9 protein-coding genes are annotated in these 16,956 nt (G+C 45.6%); 5 read left to right on the top strand and 4 right to left on the bottom strand.

Annotated elements, in window-relative coordinates:
* Positions 1-56: 56 nt before the first annotated feature.
* From prfB to LJ658_RS09100, 4 genes are all read left to right on the top strand, one after another.
* Positions 57-1,149 (top strand): peptide chain release factor 2 gene (prfB, locus tag LJ658_RS09115; protein WP_230546183.1). Its coding sequence is split into 2 segments (ribosomal slippage): positions 57-116 and positions 118-1,149, totalling 1,092 coding nucleotides; the frame shifts between segments, so codons are not numbered across the junction.
* Between the two features lie 164 nt (positions 1,150-1,313).
* Positions 1,314-2,219 (top strand): alpha/beta hydrolase, encoded by a 906-nt coding sequence (locus LJ658_RS09110; RefSeq protein WP_230546182.1) that lies wholly within the window; start codon positions 1,314-1,316, stop codon positions 2,217-2,219.
* 32 nt (positions 2,220-2,251) lie between these two features.
* Positions 2,252-3,151, top strand: a complete 900-nt coding sequence (locus LJ658_RS09105; RefSeq protein ID WP_230546181.1) for an alpha/beta hydrolase — start codon at positions 2,252-2,254, stop codon at positions 3,149-3,151.
* An 86-nt stretch (positions 3,152-3,237) separates the two neighbouring features.
* Positions 3,238-3,714 (top strand): universal stress protein, encoded by a 477-nt coding sequence (locus tag LJ658_RS09100; RefSeq protein ID WP_230546180.1) that lies wholly within the window; start codon positions 3,238-3,240, stop codon positions 3,712-3,714.
* Positions 3,715-3,761: 47 nt separating this feature from the next.
* On the opposite strand, the gene LJ658_RS09095 is transcribed toward LJ658_RS09100, so the two are convergent.
* Positions 3,762-5,051, bottom strand: coding sequence for an HAD-IB family phosphatase (locus tag LJ658_RS09095; protein ID WP_230546179.1), 1,290 nt, complete (start codon positions 5,049-5,051; stop codon positions 3,762-3,764).
* A 192-nt stretch (positions 5,052-5,243) separates the two neighbouring features.
* On the opposite strand from LJ658_RS09095, the gene LJ658_RS09090 reads away from it, so the two are divergent.
* The gene (locus tag LJ658_RS09090; RefSeq protein ID WP_230546178.1) at positions 5,244-5,954 is read left to right on the top strand and encodes a DUF4136 domain-containing protein; all 711 of its coding nucleotides are present in this window, start codon (positions 5,244-5,246) and stop codon (positions 5,952-5,954) included.
* A gap of 58 nt (positions 5,955-6,012) precedes the next feature.
* Here LJ658_RS09090 and LJ658_RS09085 read toward each other — a convergent pair whose 3' ends face one another.
* The 3 genes from LJ658_RS09085 to LJ658_RS09075 form a co-directional block, all read right to left on the bottom strand.
* Positions 6,013-12,444: a T9SS type A sorting domain-containing protein gene (locus LJ658_RS09085; protein ID WP_230546177.1), complete on the bottom strand. Its 6,432-nt coding sequence runs from the start codon at positions 12,442-12,444 to the stop codon at positions 6,013-6,015.
* A 327-nt stretch (positions 12,445-12,771) separates the two neighbouring features.
* On the bottom strand, positions 12,772-12,975 hold the full coding sequence (locus LJ658_RS09080; protein WP_230546176.1) for a hypothetical protein: 204 nt from the start codon (positions 12,973-12,975) through the stop codon (positions 12,772-12,774).
* A gap of 16 nt (positions 12,976-12,991) precedes the next feature.
* Positions 12,992-16,840, bottom strand: coding sequence for a T9SS type A sorting domain-containing protein (locus tag LJ658_RS09075; RefSeq protein ID WP_230546175.1), 3,849 nt, complete (start codon positions 16,838-16,840; stop codon positions 12,992-12,994).
* Positions 16,841-16,956: the final 116 nt, after the last annotated feature.

Below are 16,956 nucleotides of genomic sequence, written 5' to 3'. Positions count from 1 at the left end.
GCCTGCTTACCGTGTAAGCAGGCTTTTTTTTGCCCTGTTTTTTCTATATTTGCGCTATGACTAAAGAACAGATCCAGGATTTAAGGGATAGATTAATTTCCCTGAGGAGGCATCTTTGACATCGACAAGAAGCTTGATGCATTAAAAATAGAACAGGATATAACTGTAGGCCCTCATTTTTGGGACCACCCCAAGGAAGCCGAAAAGGTTTTAGCATCCATCAAAACAAAAAAAGTTTGGACAGACGAATACCAGAAAGTAGCATCAATTATTGATGATACCGGCGTTATGTTTGATTTTTTTAAAAGCGGCGATGCTACCGAAGCCGAAATGCAGGAACAATATAACATCGCTATCAAAGCCGTTGAGGAGCTTGAATTTAAAAACATGCTCTCGGCCGAAGAGGACCAGTTTAACGCCGTGCTGCAAATAACAGCGGGTGCGGGTGGCACCGAAAGCTGCGACTGGGCCGGCATGCTGATGCGGATGTACATTATGTGGGGCGAAAAAAACGGCTACAAAGTAACCGAGCAGGATTTCCAGGAAGGTGAATCTGCGGGTGTTAAAACCGTAACCCTGCAGCTGGAAGGCGATTTTGCCTACGGATATTTAAAAGGCGAAAACGGCGTTCACCGTTTGGTACGTATCTCGCCGTTTGATTCAAACGCCAAGCGCCATACGTCGTTTGCATCGGTATATGTTTACCCGTTGGTTGATGATACTATCGAGATAGATATTAACCCGGCGGATATTGAGTTTGAAACTTTTCGGTCTGGCGGTGCGGGCGGTCAAAACGTAAACAAGGTTGAAACCGCGGTGCGTTTATATCACAAACCTTCAGGTATCGTTATCAAGAACCAGGAATCGCGCTCTCAATTGCAAAATAAGGATAACGCCATCCGCTTACTGAAATCTCAGCTATATGAGATCGAAATGCGCAAGCGCCAGGAAGCCAGCAACAAAATTGAAGGTAATAAAAAGAAAATAGAGTGGGGGTCGCAGATCCGAAACTATGTATTGCACCCCTATAAATTAGTGAAGGACCTGCGTACAGATCATGAAACGTCAAACGCGGCAGCAGTGCTGGATGGCGAATTGAATGAATTTTTAAAAGCTTACCTGATGGAGTTTGGCGGGCCTAAGGGGTAAAATATTTAATCATCCTGTCATTTCGAACGAGGAGAAATCTTAAACGCCATGTATATAACTAATGCATGGCGTTTACTTTTATATCGTTAAAGATTTCTCACTTCGTTTCAAAATGACAATGAAAAGAATGAGAGAAAGGTTTATACTTGTATAAACCTTTTATTATGAAACTCCTTTACCTAACTTTGCTGTTAATGGCTATGGTAACTATGTCTTATGCTCAGGGCACTGCACCTGCTATTCCGTTATATCCTGATGGCGTTATCAATTCAAAACCAACACCGGCCACTTATGTTGAGGCAACCAGTGCAGATACACATATCTCCAAAGTCAGCATCCCTACTATAATACCATTTTATCCTGAAAAAGGTAAAGCAAACGGCACGGCCGTAATTATTTGCCCGGGTGGGGGCTATGCTATTTTAGCCGCCAGACACGAGGGCTATGCTGTCGCCAAAGAATTTAACAAAATCGGCATTACCGCTTTTGTATTAAAATATAGGTTGCCAAGCGATGAAATAATGGTTGATAAAACTATCGGCCCATTGCAGGATGCGCAGACCGCTATCATGATCGTTCGTAAAAATGCTGTGGCCTGGGGCATTGATCCGTCAAAAATCGGCATCCTTGGCTTCTCTGCCGGTGGCCATCTTGCAGCCACTGCCGAAACTCATTTTGATAAACCTGTTATTGATAATAAGGGCATCAGCCTGCGCCCCGACTTTGCGGTGCTGGCTTACCCGGTGATAACCTTTGGCGATAAGGGGCATAGAGGTTCGAGAGATAATTTATTAGGCCAAACACCAACACAAGAACAAATAGATCTGTACAGTAACGAAAAACAGGTGACAGCAGCTACGCCGCCAACCTTTATCATGCAGGCAACCGACGATGGGGGGGTACCCGTACAAAACTCCATTATGATGTACGAAGCGCTGCTTAAAAATAAAGTAAAGACAGAGATGCACCTGTTTCAGGCTGGCGGGCATGGTTTTGGGCTGATTAATCCCACCAGCCCCGAGCTTTGGTTTAACTGGTGTGCCAGCTGGCTAAAAACTAACGGATTTTAATTCGACACAAATAGATTTTCAAAATATAAGCCATGAGAAGACTGATCTTTACCTTTTTTACATTTGCCGCATTATCAACGCAAGCACAGGAAGTTAAACAAATTCCATTATATCCTGATGGCATACCAAACTCAAAGCCAACCCCGGCTACTTATGTAGAGAACGATGCCAATGGCTGGGCGCGCACCGTGAGCATACCAACATTAATACCTTTCCCGGCTGATAAAAGCATTGCTACCGGCACCGCTATTGTTATTTGCCCCGGTGGCGGATACGGCGGCCTGTCAATGGATAACGAAGGTACAAGCATAGCCAAAGCCTTTAACCAGATTGGTGTAACCGCTTTTGTGTTAAAATATCGCCTGCCAAGCGACGAGATCATGATTGATAAAACTATCGGGCCGTTACAGGATGCGCAGGCGGCTATACAAATGGTACGCAGTAAGGCTGCCGCCTGGGGCATCAATCCTGCAAAAATCGGCATTATTGGTTTTTCGGCCGGCGGGCACTTGGCTTCGACTGCCGAAACTCATTTTAAAAACGTGGTGATACCCAATAAGGATAATATTAGTGTACGCCCTGATTTTGCTATTTTAATGTACCCGGTTATAACTTTTGGCGATGTAACCCACCAGGGTTCAAAAGATAATTTGATAGGTAAAAACCCCCCGGCTGCTTTGGTTGACCTGTACAGCAACGAAAAACAGGTGACCCCCGATACTCCGCCAACATTTATTGTAATGGCCGAGGATGACGGCACCGTACCGGTTGAAAATGCCCTGTTGTTTTATAACGCTATGATAAAAGCTAAAGTTAAAGGCGAGCTGCATATCTACCAGGCAGGCGGTCACGGCTTTGGTATCAATAACAAAACCAGTAAAGAAAAATGGTTTGACTGGTGCAAAAGCTGGCTGAATAATAACGGATTTTGATAGTAATCCGGCGCGCCGGGGTAATAGCGAAAACATATTAACGTTAGATTGTTTTATATTTATATCAATACCACAACCTTTTAATTATGCTGATCAAGAAAATCCTCATCGGAATAGACAATAGCAAATTTGCCGAACACGCCGCAGAATACGGGTTTGACATTGCCCATAAATTTAAAGCTAAAGTAGGGCTGGTGCACATTGTTGAGCCAGTTGTGACGCCATACATCAACAGCGGCGACCCGATGCTGGGTAGTTCTGATATCGGGGTTACAAATATTGATCTTATTAATATCCAGGACAAGGCTGGAAAATCCATGATAAATGATGCCATAAAAAAGTTTGGCGATGACCTGGATATTACGCAGTACGAAGAGTTTGGGGATACTGCTGATGGAATAATTAACTGCAGCAAAGAGTTTGGTGCAGACCTGATTGTAATAGGTACCCATAGCCGTACGGGTATCGACCGGCTTTTAATGGGCAGTATTGCAGAGCATGTGGTTCGTCACTCAGAAGTGCCGGTGCTGGTAGTGCCTTTTCACGAGTCGGATAGCGAGTAAGCCCCGGGAGAAATATTCAAATAACACCCGGGATTTTTCCGGACAGGCTAGTAAAGCAACCTGAATTTAATGGTATGCTCTATAGCCTTTAACTGGTTTAATACTTCAGTATCATAACCTGTATTTACATCCGTAATTACATAGCCTATTTGCTCGTTGGTCACCAAAAACTCGGCAACTATGTTGATGTTGTGACGCGCAAATACGTCATTTATTTTGGCTAATATCCCCGGGACATTTTTATGAATATGGATAAGGCGGTGCGCATTGTTAATACGCGGCGGTTGCAGATCAGGGAAATTACAGCTGGTATGCGTTTTACCCTCGTTCATAAAAGCTATTACCCGCTTTGGTAAAAAGTCGTCGCTGCGCGGATTATGTTTGGGGTCATCAAAAACAATAATGCCGTTCTCGCAAGCTGCCTCTGCCAGTTTTCGATTTGCTTTTCCAAAGCAGCCAATAACTTTTAGTCTGCCCGCATTTTGAACCTGCTCCGGCGTTGGCTGGTTATCTTCATCGCAAAGTAATACGCCGGCTTCATCAAGGTATTTATCTTCAATACTTTCGCGCTGGCGTATATTGTAGCCTTCCTTTTGCATCTGCGTTAACGCATCTTCCTCAACATTACCTATTACCAGGCATTTAATACGGTTTTTAGGATATGATATGGCGCGCGGCAGTTTGTTGATATACAAAAACTCGTCAAAACTGGGTGTAATATGGTCGGCTTTTTCTGCCACGGATTTGCGTTCGATATTTTCTGTAAAGGCAAAGAATTTTTTTATCATACCCGATTCCTTCAACTGGAAATCAGAATAACCATCGCCAATGCCATAAATATCGCCTTCCAGTTTAAGTTCTTTTAGTAGTTTTACCTTACCACCTTCCTGGGATAACGGGTTTTCACGGTCATAGCCTGTAATATTACCAGCCTCGTCAAACTCAAAAGTATTAGCGTAAATATTTTCCTTTTTGATATGGTATTCGGTAACTACCGGTATAATAAATTCCTTAAATCCGCCGGATACGATCAATACTTCCTCCTGGTGGTTTTTAAAAAAGATGGTATTACGTGAAAATGAAGTTGAAACCTTTTTCTTCAGGTGTGTTATCAGCAGCTTTAAATGCTCCCGGTTAGCTTGCAGTAATTTAACACGGGCCTCAAGGCTTTGGCTAAAAGACAATTTGCCTTCCATGGAAGCATTGGTCAAGTCCTCTATTTGCTGGTATATTTTTTCCCTGTCGGGATGATTTTTTAAAGATATGCGGGCAAGCTCGTCTAACGCCTCAACTTGTGTAAATGTACTATCGAAATCTATTATAAAATACTGGCTCATGCTGCTTATATGCAAAAATATCCTCCCGTAAGCTAGCGGTACCATCGGGTCAGCAAATGTGCAATTTTTTGATTGGTTTTTTCGTTTCTTAGCGTAAGATTTGATAAAAATATAATTTCAAAAAACTTAATTAGTATTAAACCTTTTAAAAACCAGTGGTCTAATAGATAATTAAAAAAAGGAATAGCAGCCATGAAAAGATCAATTTATGCCGTGTTGGTAGTTTTATTTATATCAGGCTTATCAGCCTGTACCAGCTATGATTATTATGTTGCAGGTTTAAACCGGACCAATTTAAGCAGGTACCGCACTTTTGCGTGGATGCCGCCGGGCCGCAGCAACAACAACGCAACCAGCAATATGGCTGCTGATGCTAAAATAAAAGACGCTGCAACTGCAGCTTTGCAAAGTAAGGGCTTGACCCTAAACCAGCGCGATCCTGATCTGATCGTCAGCTATTCAACTGCGGTAGGTAAAGGCACCCGTACTTATTACTATCCCGAATATTATGGCGGCGGTTTTTATCCCGGTTTTGGCTTTGGCTTTGGTTACGGCGGCTGGGGTGGCTGGGGCGGTTGGTATCGCCCATATTACTATGCCTACGGTGCGCCGTTTATATACGGTGGCGTTGGGGTAAGCCAGGAAAGCTATAAAGAGGGCACTTTAATTATTGATTTGATTGACAGGCGCACCAGGCAAATTGTTTGGCGCGGCTTTGGCGTTGGCGAAGTACACCGCAATCCGCAAAAAAATATAGACGATATACCTGAAGTTGTAGCAGGCGTACTTGATCAGCTAAGTCTTGCGCCTTCATCTGCAGCACCGGCTGGCGGCCGTGGCGAAGGCCGCGGACCAAGAGGCAGGCGCGGTTATATTACACCGGCATCAAGCAGGTCGATATAAACTGTAGCGTGATATAACAAAAAAGCCTTTAAGTTTAGCTTAAAGGCTTTTTTGTTAACTAAAGTTTGATAAAGCTGCTTTTACCTGTTACACTATTGTTTGTAGTGTTAATCACCTGCACAAAATAGGTTCCCGGCAATAAACCGCTCACATCACCCTGCCACGCCGCTTGTGATGATGTAGTGGATTTTACCACAATACCACTGGTGTTGGTTACTGTTATTTTATAGGTAGCTGTAATTGTTTTATCAACCGGAGTTATGGCCAGATTTAAAACAGAACTTACCGGGTTTGGATAAACGCTGATATTGCTGTTGACCAAAGTATTATTAACCGCGGGTGCGTACATTACAGTTACCACGGTTGAGTAGGTTGCATTACCAAAAACGTCAATTTGTTTTAAACGGTACAGGTTTTGGCCCGAAACCGGGCTCGGGTCCAAATCGTTATAAGTGCCCCAGCCGGCTGATGTAAGGCTGTCTAATACGCTGAAGGTTTTCCCGCCGTCAACACTGCGTTCAAGAAAATAATGGGTATAGTCCGCTTCATTTTCTGACGTCCATGAAATTTTAACATTGCCTGTAGCTTTGCTGGTCGTAAAATCCAGCAAATGGACCACCAGCGTTGTACGCGGCCTGATAACCAGTTTAAATCGATTAGCTCCGGCAGTTGCTGCATCGCCGGTAACGTTAAAGCTATAAGTTTTGTTGGCTTTAATATCCAGCGAATCATTTTTATAAGCGTCTTTCAGCCATACATCATATATCTGGGGGATATTGCTCAATTCGGTAAGGCTTAGTTTATAAATACCCGCCGCATTAACAGTAACGTTTAAAGGGATAACCTGTGTCTGCTTTGAAAAAGGCAGTTGGTTGATAGCCAGCGCTCGGTTATCAGTTGATAAATTTGATAAACTGACGGCTCCGCTGCCCTTTAAATATAAGGCGTCCTCGTTTTTCCGGTAGCCTGAAAGGGCCGCATCGTTAAAAACAAATACATTTTCATCCTTGTTGATCGAGTCTTTTGATAACTGGAGGCGCATTTGCCGGGTAACAGTTGGCGTAGCTGCATTTAGCAGAAGTGATGTTGGATGGGCATTCACCTTGGCTGATTCATTGAATACAAGCTGCGCGCCGGTTGTTGTGGCGTGTACAAAAAAGCCCTGCCCGCTGGGAATGATATTAGTGCCCCCATTTGTACCCGTGCCCGTATTGGCGCCGGTATTTAAATAGGTAGCGTAGTTTTTGCTGGTAGCATTATAAATATAAATAGTTTGATCTGTATTTGGGGCGTAAATACCGTTGCTCATCGTTCCGGAAAATGCAGTATTCCAGTCTATTGAACAGGGGTAGGGGTTGCCCACCAGGTTGAAGCCCTCAAGATTACTGCCGTTTGGCGTTGAATAAGCCAAGTTGCTTGACCCATAATTGAACCAGTTTTTTACAATTATTTGTCCTTGGTTTACCCTGCCGGAAGTACTTAATACAACATCGCTTGGCGGGGTGCCTGAATTGGTGCCGTTATTGCCCCTGAAGAAGAATAAAAGCCCGTTGCCTACCGGCATGTTAAAATCGCCATCAACAGTGCCTGTTTTATAGGTAGGCGAATTGTTAATTTTGGTGACCGCCCGGTAGTTAGCATTAGGTAACGCATCCTCCCTATATAAATATAATGTAGGGCTTCCCGCAACATCAAAACCGTTTGTTGCACCGCCTGAACCGGTGATATAAGTGCCGCTGCCCCGTAAGAAGGAAAAATCACAATAAGTGTTAGGGGCAGAGGGCAATGAAACCGGCGACGAGATCAACCTGTAGCCGCGATAGGTAAGATCATTCCCTCCGGTGATAAAAGATTGCACATTTACATTGCCTGTTATCGCACCACTTGTTAACGGGCCGATATTTCCCGTTCCGGTAGCGGTAGACAGGATAGTTAAATTTCCATTAACAGCTAATACCGCCGTCCCGGCCATGGTTAAAAGGCCTGACGGTGCTATGGAATAGCTGCCTGTAGCGAGGGTTTTGGTACCGCTGTTGCCAAAGGTCACGTTTTTAAACAATATGCCATTGCCATTATCAGTACCATCATCATTTAAAGATTGTGAGCTGCCGGTAAACTGTACCGTGGCGTTATTGGTTAACAGGTCTACTTTGCCGTTTGATGACGACCAGTTGCCGTTTACGGTAATAGTACCGCCGGCAACCGTTTTAATGCCTGATGAGGAAAATAACAGATCGGTATAAGTACCGGAGACAACGGTTTGTGGTGATGAACCATAGTACTCAACGCCCACGTTCCAGGTTTTGCCTGCCGGAAGCGGGACCGTTGAAGTATTTTGCGTCCTTAGTATGCCGGTGCCGGTATTGGTAAATCCTGTCCCGGCAACCAGCGTATTTGATCCCATATCCAGGTTTCCGTTGGTTAAAGAAAGCGTTCCGGTTATAGTGTAGCTGGCCGATCCCGCGGGCATGCTTACACCCTGGCTGTTATTAACGGTTAAATTGTTCACTGTAGCAGGCAGTCCATTGCCAATGATCTGGGCGTTGGTGCCGCTAAAAACATAGTTGCCGTTTGTGCTGAACGTACGGGTGCCGGTGCATTGGATTGTGCCCGTTGCGCCCGACGCGGTAACACCGTTGTCATTATCTGTGAGCATGGTGCCCCCGGTATTTAGGGTAAATGTTCCGGTGGTACCGTCTATAACCGAGGCGCCGAAATTAACGGTGGCATTACTGTTTACCGCAAAATTTACCGCGCCGGTAAACGCGCCGCCGGTCTTCAGGTAATTTTGTGTGGATGTTCCCGCAAATGAAATTAAATTGCCGCCGGTAGTTTTTATTGTACCCCCGGATATATTAAAATCGCCCTTGATATTAAGATTTTCGGTGCCTGTAGCAGTATTATTTAATACCAAAGTACCCCCGGTTTGATAAAAATTGCCGCGCACCGTCACCGTTCCGCCTGCGGTGCCCAACTGGAGCGTACCGGTGCTGGCGCCGGTTGATGTTATGGTTAGATCATTTACACTTACCGTGCCGCCCAACGATATACCAGATCCTGCAACGTTTTGATTAGGGCAGTTCCAGGTAAAATTGCCAAAGGTTTGACTGATCCCGCCAATTGCTGTGATATTACTGGTGTACCCGATGATTTCGCAGGTCGACTGGTTATCCCAGGTAGCTGCAGGAATGGTACCGGGTGCTGTAGTAAAATTATGCTGATATTTTCCGCCGCTTTGAAAGGTAAGCGTACCCGTAGGCGTTATAGTACCTGCGTTGGTTATCGTGCCGTTAATGGTGGCCCCTCCGCTGGCGATGGTCAGCGTCAGCCCGCTGTTAACAACAAGCTGCCCGCCGGTTTGTACCACTATTTGATCTGCGGTAACGCTGGCCGTAACCGTAACCACATGTGTATTAAGTATAGAAATAGTATTTGCCGCCGATGTAGGGGTTAATGTAGCATCCTGCCATCCGGTTGTGCCGTTGACTGAACTTTCCCAAATGGATGCATCATTCCAGTTGCCTGATGTCTTGCTCCTGAAATAATCCGTTGTAGCTGTTGGTGTTAAATTGCCCGGCACATTAACCGTTACACTTATAGCAGCATCGGTAGCGGTAAGCGTAGGTAGTGGCGAAGTGGCGTTGCTTATAATTTTAACGCTGAGGGTTTTTGTTCCGGCTACCAGCGCAGCAGCTGCAGGTAAGGTAGCGCCACCATCAGATGAAGTGATCGCCACGGTATTGGTCACCGTAGTCACCTTGTTAAAATTGGCATCGACAGCATTAACAATAATATTAAAGGCCGTACCCCTGGCAGGAGGATTAGCTGTCCCTGATTTTCCGTCAATTGTCCCCGGGGCGGCAGTTTCTCCCGGCAATAATACCTGTAGTTGTGAATAAGCCCCCGCAACTACCGTAACCGATGGACTTGTACTGGTTGTTTTGGCTCCGTTTGTAATGTCGGTGGCAGTAACGGTGCGGGTGGTGGTAGCTGTTTTAAAAGTGAAGCTAAGTGTTTTGGTGCCCGATACCAATGGGGTATTAACCGGTAAAACCGCGTTAAGGTCATTTGACGAGATCCCTGCTATGTCTGTAACCGATGTAACGACGTTCCAGGCGGCATCCACCGCGTTAACCACAATATTGAACGGTACGCCCGCAACCGGCGCCGTTGGTGTGCCGGTTTTACCGGTAGTGGTGCCCGGTGCCGCGGTCTCGCCGGGAAGTAATAGCTGTAATTTTACAAATCCGCCAATGTTTACAGTTACAGCCGGACTGGTACTGACAGTTTTTGAACCGTCGGTAAAATCAGCTGCGGTAATTGTCGCCGTTCCGGGTGTTTTTAGGTTCACGGCGAAATTGGTTTTTGTACCGGCCACCAATGCTGCATTTGCAGGTACTGTTGCATTAGCATCAGTTGTTGTAAACGTAATAACATCGGTAACCGTGGTTACTTTGTTCCAGTTGGCATCAACCGCATTTACGATGGTATTAAATGCTGTGCCGGCGCTTTGCGCCGTTGGCGTGCCGGTTTTACCGGCGGCGGTTCCGGGTGCGGCGGTTTCGCCGGGAAGCAGTAGCTGTAATTTTACAAATAAGTCAGGCGTTACAGTAACAGTTGGGCTTGCGCTTTGCGTTTTAGTGGTGCTGGTAAAATCCTTGGCGGTAAGCGTTTTTGCCCCGGCCGTTTTAAATGTACAAACGAAGGTGCTTGTACCGCCTGCCAATGGGGCATTAGCGGGCAGGGCAGCATTTGCATCGGTCGAGACGAATGTTACCACATCCGTGCTTGAAGTTACCAGGTTCCACACGGCATCCACCGCGTTTACCGTAACGGTAAAGCTACTACCCGCCGTTTGGGCCGTTGGCGTACCGGTTTTACCCGTTGTGGTCCCCGGTGCGGCTGTCTCGCCGGGTAGCAATAATTGCAATTTTACAAATGCGCCTATGTTAACAGTAGTGGGGCTTGAATTTGCTGTTTTTGTGCCGTCGGTAACATCGGTGGCTGTTATCACGGCTGCGGTCGTCGGTGTTTTCAAGGTGACACTAAAAGTTTTGGTACCGGCCACCAATGCAGCGTTAGCCGGCGTTGTGCCGGCTGCATCGTTTGATGTAATAGCAACAAGGTCCGTAATGGTAGTTACCTTGTTCCAGTAAGCATCAACTGCATTTATGGTAACGGTGAACGCCGTACCCGCCGCCGCAGCATTTGGTGTGCCCGTTTTTCCGGAAGCCGATCCTGCCGCAGCTACTTCGCCGGGCATTAATAATTGCAGTTTGGCAAATGCCGCAGCCGCTACAGCAACCGTTGGGCTCGTATTGGCTGTTTTTGCCGACGTGGTTACATCGCTGGCAGTAATGGTCCTGGTGGTAGTTGCTGTTTTGTAAGTAAAACTAAGCGTCTGTGTTCCGGCTGTTAATGCCGTATTCGCGGGCAATACCGCATTCGCGTCGTTAGATGTGATAGCGGTTACATCCGTTACCGAAGTGACAACGTTCCACACTGCATCAACCGCGTTTACCTGGATGTTAAATGCTGCACCGGCTACAGGTGCGGTGGGCGTACCTGTTTTGCCGGTGGCGGTGCCGGGGGCTGCGGTTTCGCCGGGCAATAATATCTGCAGCTTGGTAAAAGCCCCGGTATTTACCGTCACAGACGGGCTGATACTGGCTGTAATGGCCGGCGCCGTAATGTCAGTTGCCGTAATTGTATATGTACCCGCAGTTTTTAAGTTAACAGCAAAGTTGGTTTTTGTACCGGCCACCAGGGCGGCGTTGGCGGGCATTACGCCATTAACATCTGTTGATGTAATATTTGTCACATCAGTAATGCTGGCTACCTTGTTCCAGTTGGCGTCAACGGCGTTAACGGTTACGTTAAAGGCTGTTCCTGCTACCTGGGCCATCGGTGTTCCTGTTTTACCCGTGGCTGTTCCGGGTGCGGTGGTTTCGCCGGGTAATAATAACTGGAGCCTGGTAAATGTACCCGCAACTTGCGATAGCTGGCCAACGTTTGCCCCGGCGGCAAAACCGGCTATTACACCCGTGCCAGATGTCCGGGTGATATTTGCAGCTGCTAACAGGGTTTGGGCGGTGGCCTGCACTTGCAGGCCACTGATTGTTAAGGTATTTGCCGTACTGTTTGCCCCGGCATTATAGGTAACGGTAACGGTGGTGCCCGTTACTACGGTGGATATTATAGTGATGTTGCCCGCGGCGGTCGCCGTACCGGTGCCCGACTGGAACTGCCAGTTAGCAGGAGTAGTTAATACAAAGGTTAAGTTGTTGCCTGTTGTAAAGTCGGCAGCGGCCACGCTTGAGATAACAATATTGCCGAGGGATGTAAAGGCCGCCGAGCCGCTGCCTGCCGACTTATCAGCAGAAATATTCAGGCCCCCGGTTGCGGTTGTTATAGCGGCTGTAGCTAAACAGTTTATATAAAAAAGGCTAAACAAAAACAGGCTTGCTAAAAAACGAAGGGGGAAATGCATATAATTTTGATGAATGATAGGTTTACAATTTTAAAGAGACTGTAAGTGTTATTATTTTAGCCTATAATAATACGATATTTTTTTCACTGATAATATTTTTTAGCTGTGGATTTACTGGCTATTGATAAAATTATTGTCATTAAATAAATTATATATGATTTATTATAATGATATTATATGCGATAATTAATGATTTAATGAATATTATTATTTTATTTCAATAAAAAACCAATTATTAATTTATTCTTTTGGTACCGCGGGTTAACAATCGTTACCCGCAGCAAAAGCATATTTCAGTTGTATTGATATTAACCTAACCGAAAACGCCTAATCAAAAGAAGATTTGTTAGATATTTTTTGCTTATTATATAAGTGCAATATAGTAATGGTTAATACCGCCAATGCAAATAGGATCACCCACGAGTCGATGGGGCATTCATCCGGGTCGCATGGCACGGGTGGTAGTTGCGCAAACAGTTTAATAACCGGGGCAAGCAAAAACAGGCAAATTAAAATTATTCTTTTTTTCATTTCTGGGATATTGACATTACAGTTTAATAAAAGTGTTTTTACCGGTTATAGAATCTTCTTTTGAATCCATAACCTTGATGAAATAAATGCCGGGCGATAATTCATTTACATCACCGTGCCATTCAGTACTTGATGAGATAGCTGTTTTAACTATAACTCCGGAGCTATTGATAATTGTTATTTTATAGTTGGGCGCTGTTTCTGTCGCCGTTTTTATCGCTAAGTTTATGGTGGTTGATGCAGGGTTAGGGTAAACCTTAATCCGGTCGCCGGCTATGTTATTGGCCGCGGGTTGGGCATACATTATATTTACAATATTTGAATAAGAAACATTGCCGACAAGATCTATTTGTTTTAAACGATATTGGTTAAGTCCCTTTACCGGGGAAGGGTCAAGATCATTATAGGTGCCTGAATTTACAGAGGTCAGGCTATCCAGCACCAGGAATGATTTGCCGTTATCGGTGCTGCGTTGAAGGATATATGTTGTGTAGTTAGCCTCGTTCTCTGCTCTCCAGGTTAATTTAACATCATCTGCGTTTTTACTGGCCGTGAAATTTAACAGGTGAACCATCCTGGCCTGGTTTAACTTTATTACCAGGCTAAACCTGCGTGAGCCTGCCGTATTAGTGTCAGCCGACACGGTAAAGTTGTACTTAGGGTTATGTTTGATATCAAGCGAGTCTTTTTTATAAGCATCTTTTAACCATACATCAATCACGTCGGGCATATTGGTTGCCTCGGTAAGGCTTAACTGGTAAGCGCCGGCACCCGCAACAGCAATATTTAAGGAGATCGCCTGTGATTTTTTCGGAAGCGGTAACTGGTAAAAACCCAATAACCGGTGGTTACTTGAAGTGCTTGACAGGTTGACCAAACCGCTGCCTCTTAAATAGAGAGCGTCTTTATCTTCTGAATATTCAGCACTTGCGGTGCTGTTAAACATTACAACGGTTTCGTCTTTATTGACAGAATCCTTAGCCAGTTGCACACGCAAATGCCTGTCAACCGGTGCCTCAGCAGCATTTAGCAGTAAGTTGGCGGGTTTTGCGGTTACTTTGGCGCTTTCATTGAAAATAAGCTTTGCACCTGCACCATTTGCCAGGACAAAGAAACCCTGGCCGGCCGGAATAATGTTTGACGCGCCCGGAGACCCGGCGGCCGTACCGCTGTTTGGCCCGGTGCTGGTCCATATCGAGTAGTTTTTAGTTACAGCGTTATAGATATAAACTGAATGCCCCAGATTGTACGCTTGTATGCCGGTGCCGCTATTGGTGGCGGTAGTATTGTTCCAATGCGTATTCCAGTCTATCGAACTGGCGTAGGGGTTACCGGCCAGGTTAAAACCTTTAATGGACTGATCAGTGCTGCTAAATGACAAGGTACCGGCGCCGGTATACCAATTTTTAAATGTTATAGTTCCCTGGTTCAGGTAACCGGTTTGTGTAAGCGCCAAACTATTTGGGGGCGTACTTGCTGATGTGCTGTTATTACCGCGATAAAAGAATAAAATGCCTGTACCGAGATATAACGGATAAGGCGAGTCGCCGTCAACCGTATTGATACTTGATGCGGGTGTGTTATTGATTTTTGTTACAGCCCTGTAATTTGAGCCGGATAAAGCTGTGTTAGGTATATCCTCGCGGTAAGCGTATATGGTTGGGTTACCCATAGCGTCAAAGCCATTTGCCGGCCCGCCGGCGCCTGTTAAATAACTGCCGCTGCCTTTTAAATAACTTAAGCTGTAAGCCCCGGTTGTGGTGGCCACCGGCGAAGAAAGTAAACGGTAGCCGCGATAGGTTAAACTGCCGCCGGTGATAAAACGTTCAACTTTAACATTACCCGATATACGCGACCCCTGCTGGATAACATCAACGGTTGCAGATCCGTTAACATCTGATTTTAAAGTTAACAGCCCGTTTCCTGCGGCTACCTTTGTAGTAGCATTGCTTAACTTTAATAAGCCGGTGCTTGAAACTGAAAATTTGCCGGAATGGGCAGTTAATAAATTTATCGGCGCATTGGTAGTGTCTGATCCTGTAAAAGTTACATTATTAAACAACGTGCCGGCAGTAGAATTATCTGTTACGGATTTTGATGCGTTTGCAGCAGAATTGTTAAATACAATAGTGCCGGCGCTATAATTAAATACCGAAGAGTTGGTATAATCGCCGTTAAAGGTTACCGTACCGGTGCCCGGCGTAAAACTGCCCGAATTGGTGAAAGCGCCGCCGACATTTAAAGCTGCCTGGCCTGGGCCGCCTGTAAAAGTACCCGCATTATTTAATGCGCCGGTAATTGTTAATGGATTAGTTCCCTGTTTGATCGTAGCGCCCGAAACATTGGTAACCGAGCCGGCCACCGTAATAGTTGAATTGTTAACCGTAAAATCAACAACCGGGGTGCTGTTTGCTGCTGTGGTTAAATTACCATCTATAGCCAATGTTCCGGCAGTATTAGGCGATTTGGTACCGGAGCCGCCAAAATTAAGGTTATAATAATGGGCAGTAGTGGTACCGCCGGGCTGGGGCAAATCAATAAACAGGGTTTGATTTGTGCCCGAATAATTGACGGTGCTGCCGCTGCCAAACGCAAAGTAATTAGTGCCCCCTGCTAAACTGAAAGGCGTGCTGCCTGTTAAATTCAAAGTTCCGCCGCTCATGCTTAATGAGCTTCTTATACCCGTACTGTTGCTGGTTACTACCCGTGCGCAGGTTATGGTGCCGCTGCTCACCAGTAAATTGCCCGGGCCAAAGCCGCCATTTGTATTTGTGGATGACACGATATTCAAATCGCCTGATAGCGTCAACGCGCCGGTGCCGGTCATGCTGAAGGTTAACCCGGTATTCGGCTGATTTGCCCCGGCCGGTATCACGGTGGCGACACCATCGCCGACATTTAATGTTGTTGCCGTTATCGTCCCGGTGCCTGTTATCGTTGTTGTAAATGTTCCGGCAGTATTACTTACTGACCAGTTGCCGGTTTGCGTAATAGCGCCGGTTACCGTAAGGGTTGAATTGACTGTAAGCGTAGGGTAACTCAGGGTGCCACTTGTATTTTGCGTGGTGCCGATAGTTATACTGCCGGCCGAGGCTGCAGCATTAATAAGCGGCTGATATTTATAGGCTACCGTTTTACCAATGATAACGATATCGCCCGCATTAGGTACAGCAGTAGCGGGGTTAACTGGGTTGGCTGCACTTTCGGTCCAGTTACCAGTATTACTCCATACGGCAGTAGTTGCTGATGTAGCGTTATTTGCGGTCCAGTAAAGTATCCTTCCTACCGCAAAATTAGCGGTGCTGGTTGCATACGTGGCGTGGGCTATATTGGTACCGGTTGTAAAGTTTTGGTCAGAGAACAGCCCGTTATTTATATCGAAAACGCCCGTTGAAAAGCTGGTTTGATTAAGATTGGTAGATGGTTTAACCACCAAAAAATAATAGTTATGGGTATTGGCCGACAATGGAAGGCCGGATGCGATTTGAAATTGTATCCCGTTATTGGTATTTGAACCAGAAACGTTTACAGAGGTAACAGTTGCCGGGGTATAGGTTGAACTGCCTGTATTAGATTTATATAAAATAAAAGATGAAAAAGGTTCGCTGCTGTTTAAAGTGCCTCCGCCGGTTAATGCGGTTACGGTTATTCGTATCCCCTGGATGGCCGGACTTGGAGCTGTTGCGCCGACCTGTATATCAAAACCAAATACTGCGTAAGAATTACCATCATTCCTGACAAGATTTGGAGTAATGCTGCTATTGCTGATCACGTTAACGGTAACCTGTCCAAAGGCATTGCTGTAATTGAGCAAACCAATGGCAGATAAAAATGTGGTGAAATATTTTAGCAGCCGTTTTTTCAATTCGCAATTGTGATTTGACCATTAGAGGCAAAAATTATGCTACGCCCCTTTTTTTTATTCCAATACCCGTGAAATGTCCTAATTAGACGGTATTAAAATTGATCGGGCTCATTCGT

It is taken from the genome of Mucilaginibacter sp. UR6-11 (assembly GCF_020880695.1).
Taxonomy (GTDB): domain Bacteria; phylum Bacteroidota; class Bacteroidia; order Sphingobacteriales; family Sphingobacteriaceae; genus Mucilaginibacter.
The sequence above is the reverse complement of the archived record's forward strand: the minus strand, read 5'-3'. Positions and strand labels throughout refer to the sequence as shown.

Coding starts and splice junctions, on each gene's coding strand:
- LJ658_RS09100 (WP_230546180.1), top strand. CDS start 3,238: ATGCTGATCAAGAAAATCCTCATCGGAATAGACAATAGCAAATTTGCC.
- LJ658_RS09085 (WP_230546177.1), bottom strand. CDS start 12,444: ATGCATTTCCCCCTTCGTTTTTTAGCAAGCCTGTTTTTGTTTAGCCTT.
- LJ658_RS09080 (WP_230546176.1), bottom strand. CDS start 12,975: ATGAAAAAAAGAATAATTTTAATTTGCCTGTTTTTGCTTGCCCCGGTT.
- LJ658_RS09110 (WP_230546182.1), top strand. CDS start 1,314: ATGAAACTCCTTTACCTAACTTTGCTGTTAATGGCTATGGTAACTATG.
- LJ658_RS09095 (WP_230546179.1), bottom strand. CDS start 5,051: ATGAGCCAGTATTTTATAATAGATTTCGATAGTACATTTACACAAGTT.
- LJ658_RS09090 (WP_230546178.1), top strand. CDS start 5,244: ATGAAAAGATCAATTTATGCCGTGTTGGTAGTTTTATTTATATCAGGC.
- LJ658_RS09105 (WP_230546181.1), top strand. CDS start 2,252: ATGAGAAGACTGATCTTTACCTTTTTTACATTTGCCGCATTATCAACG.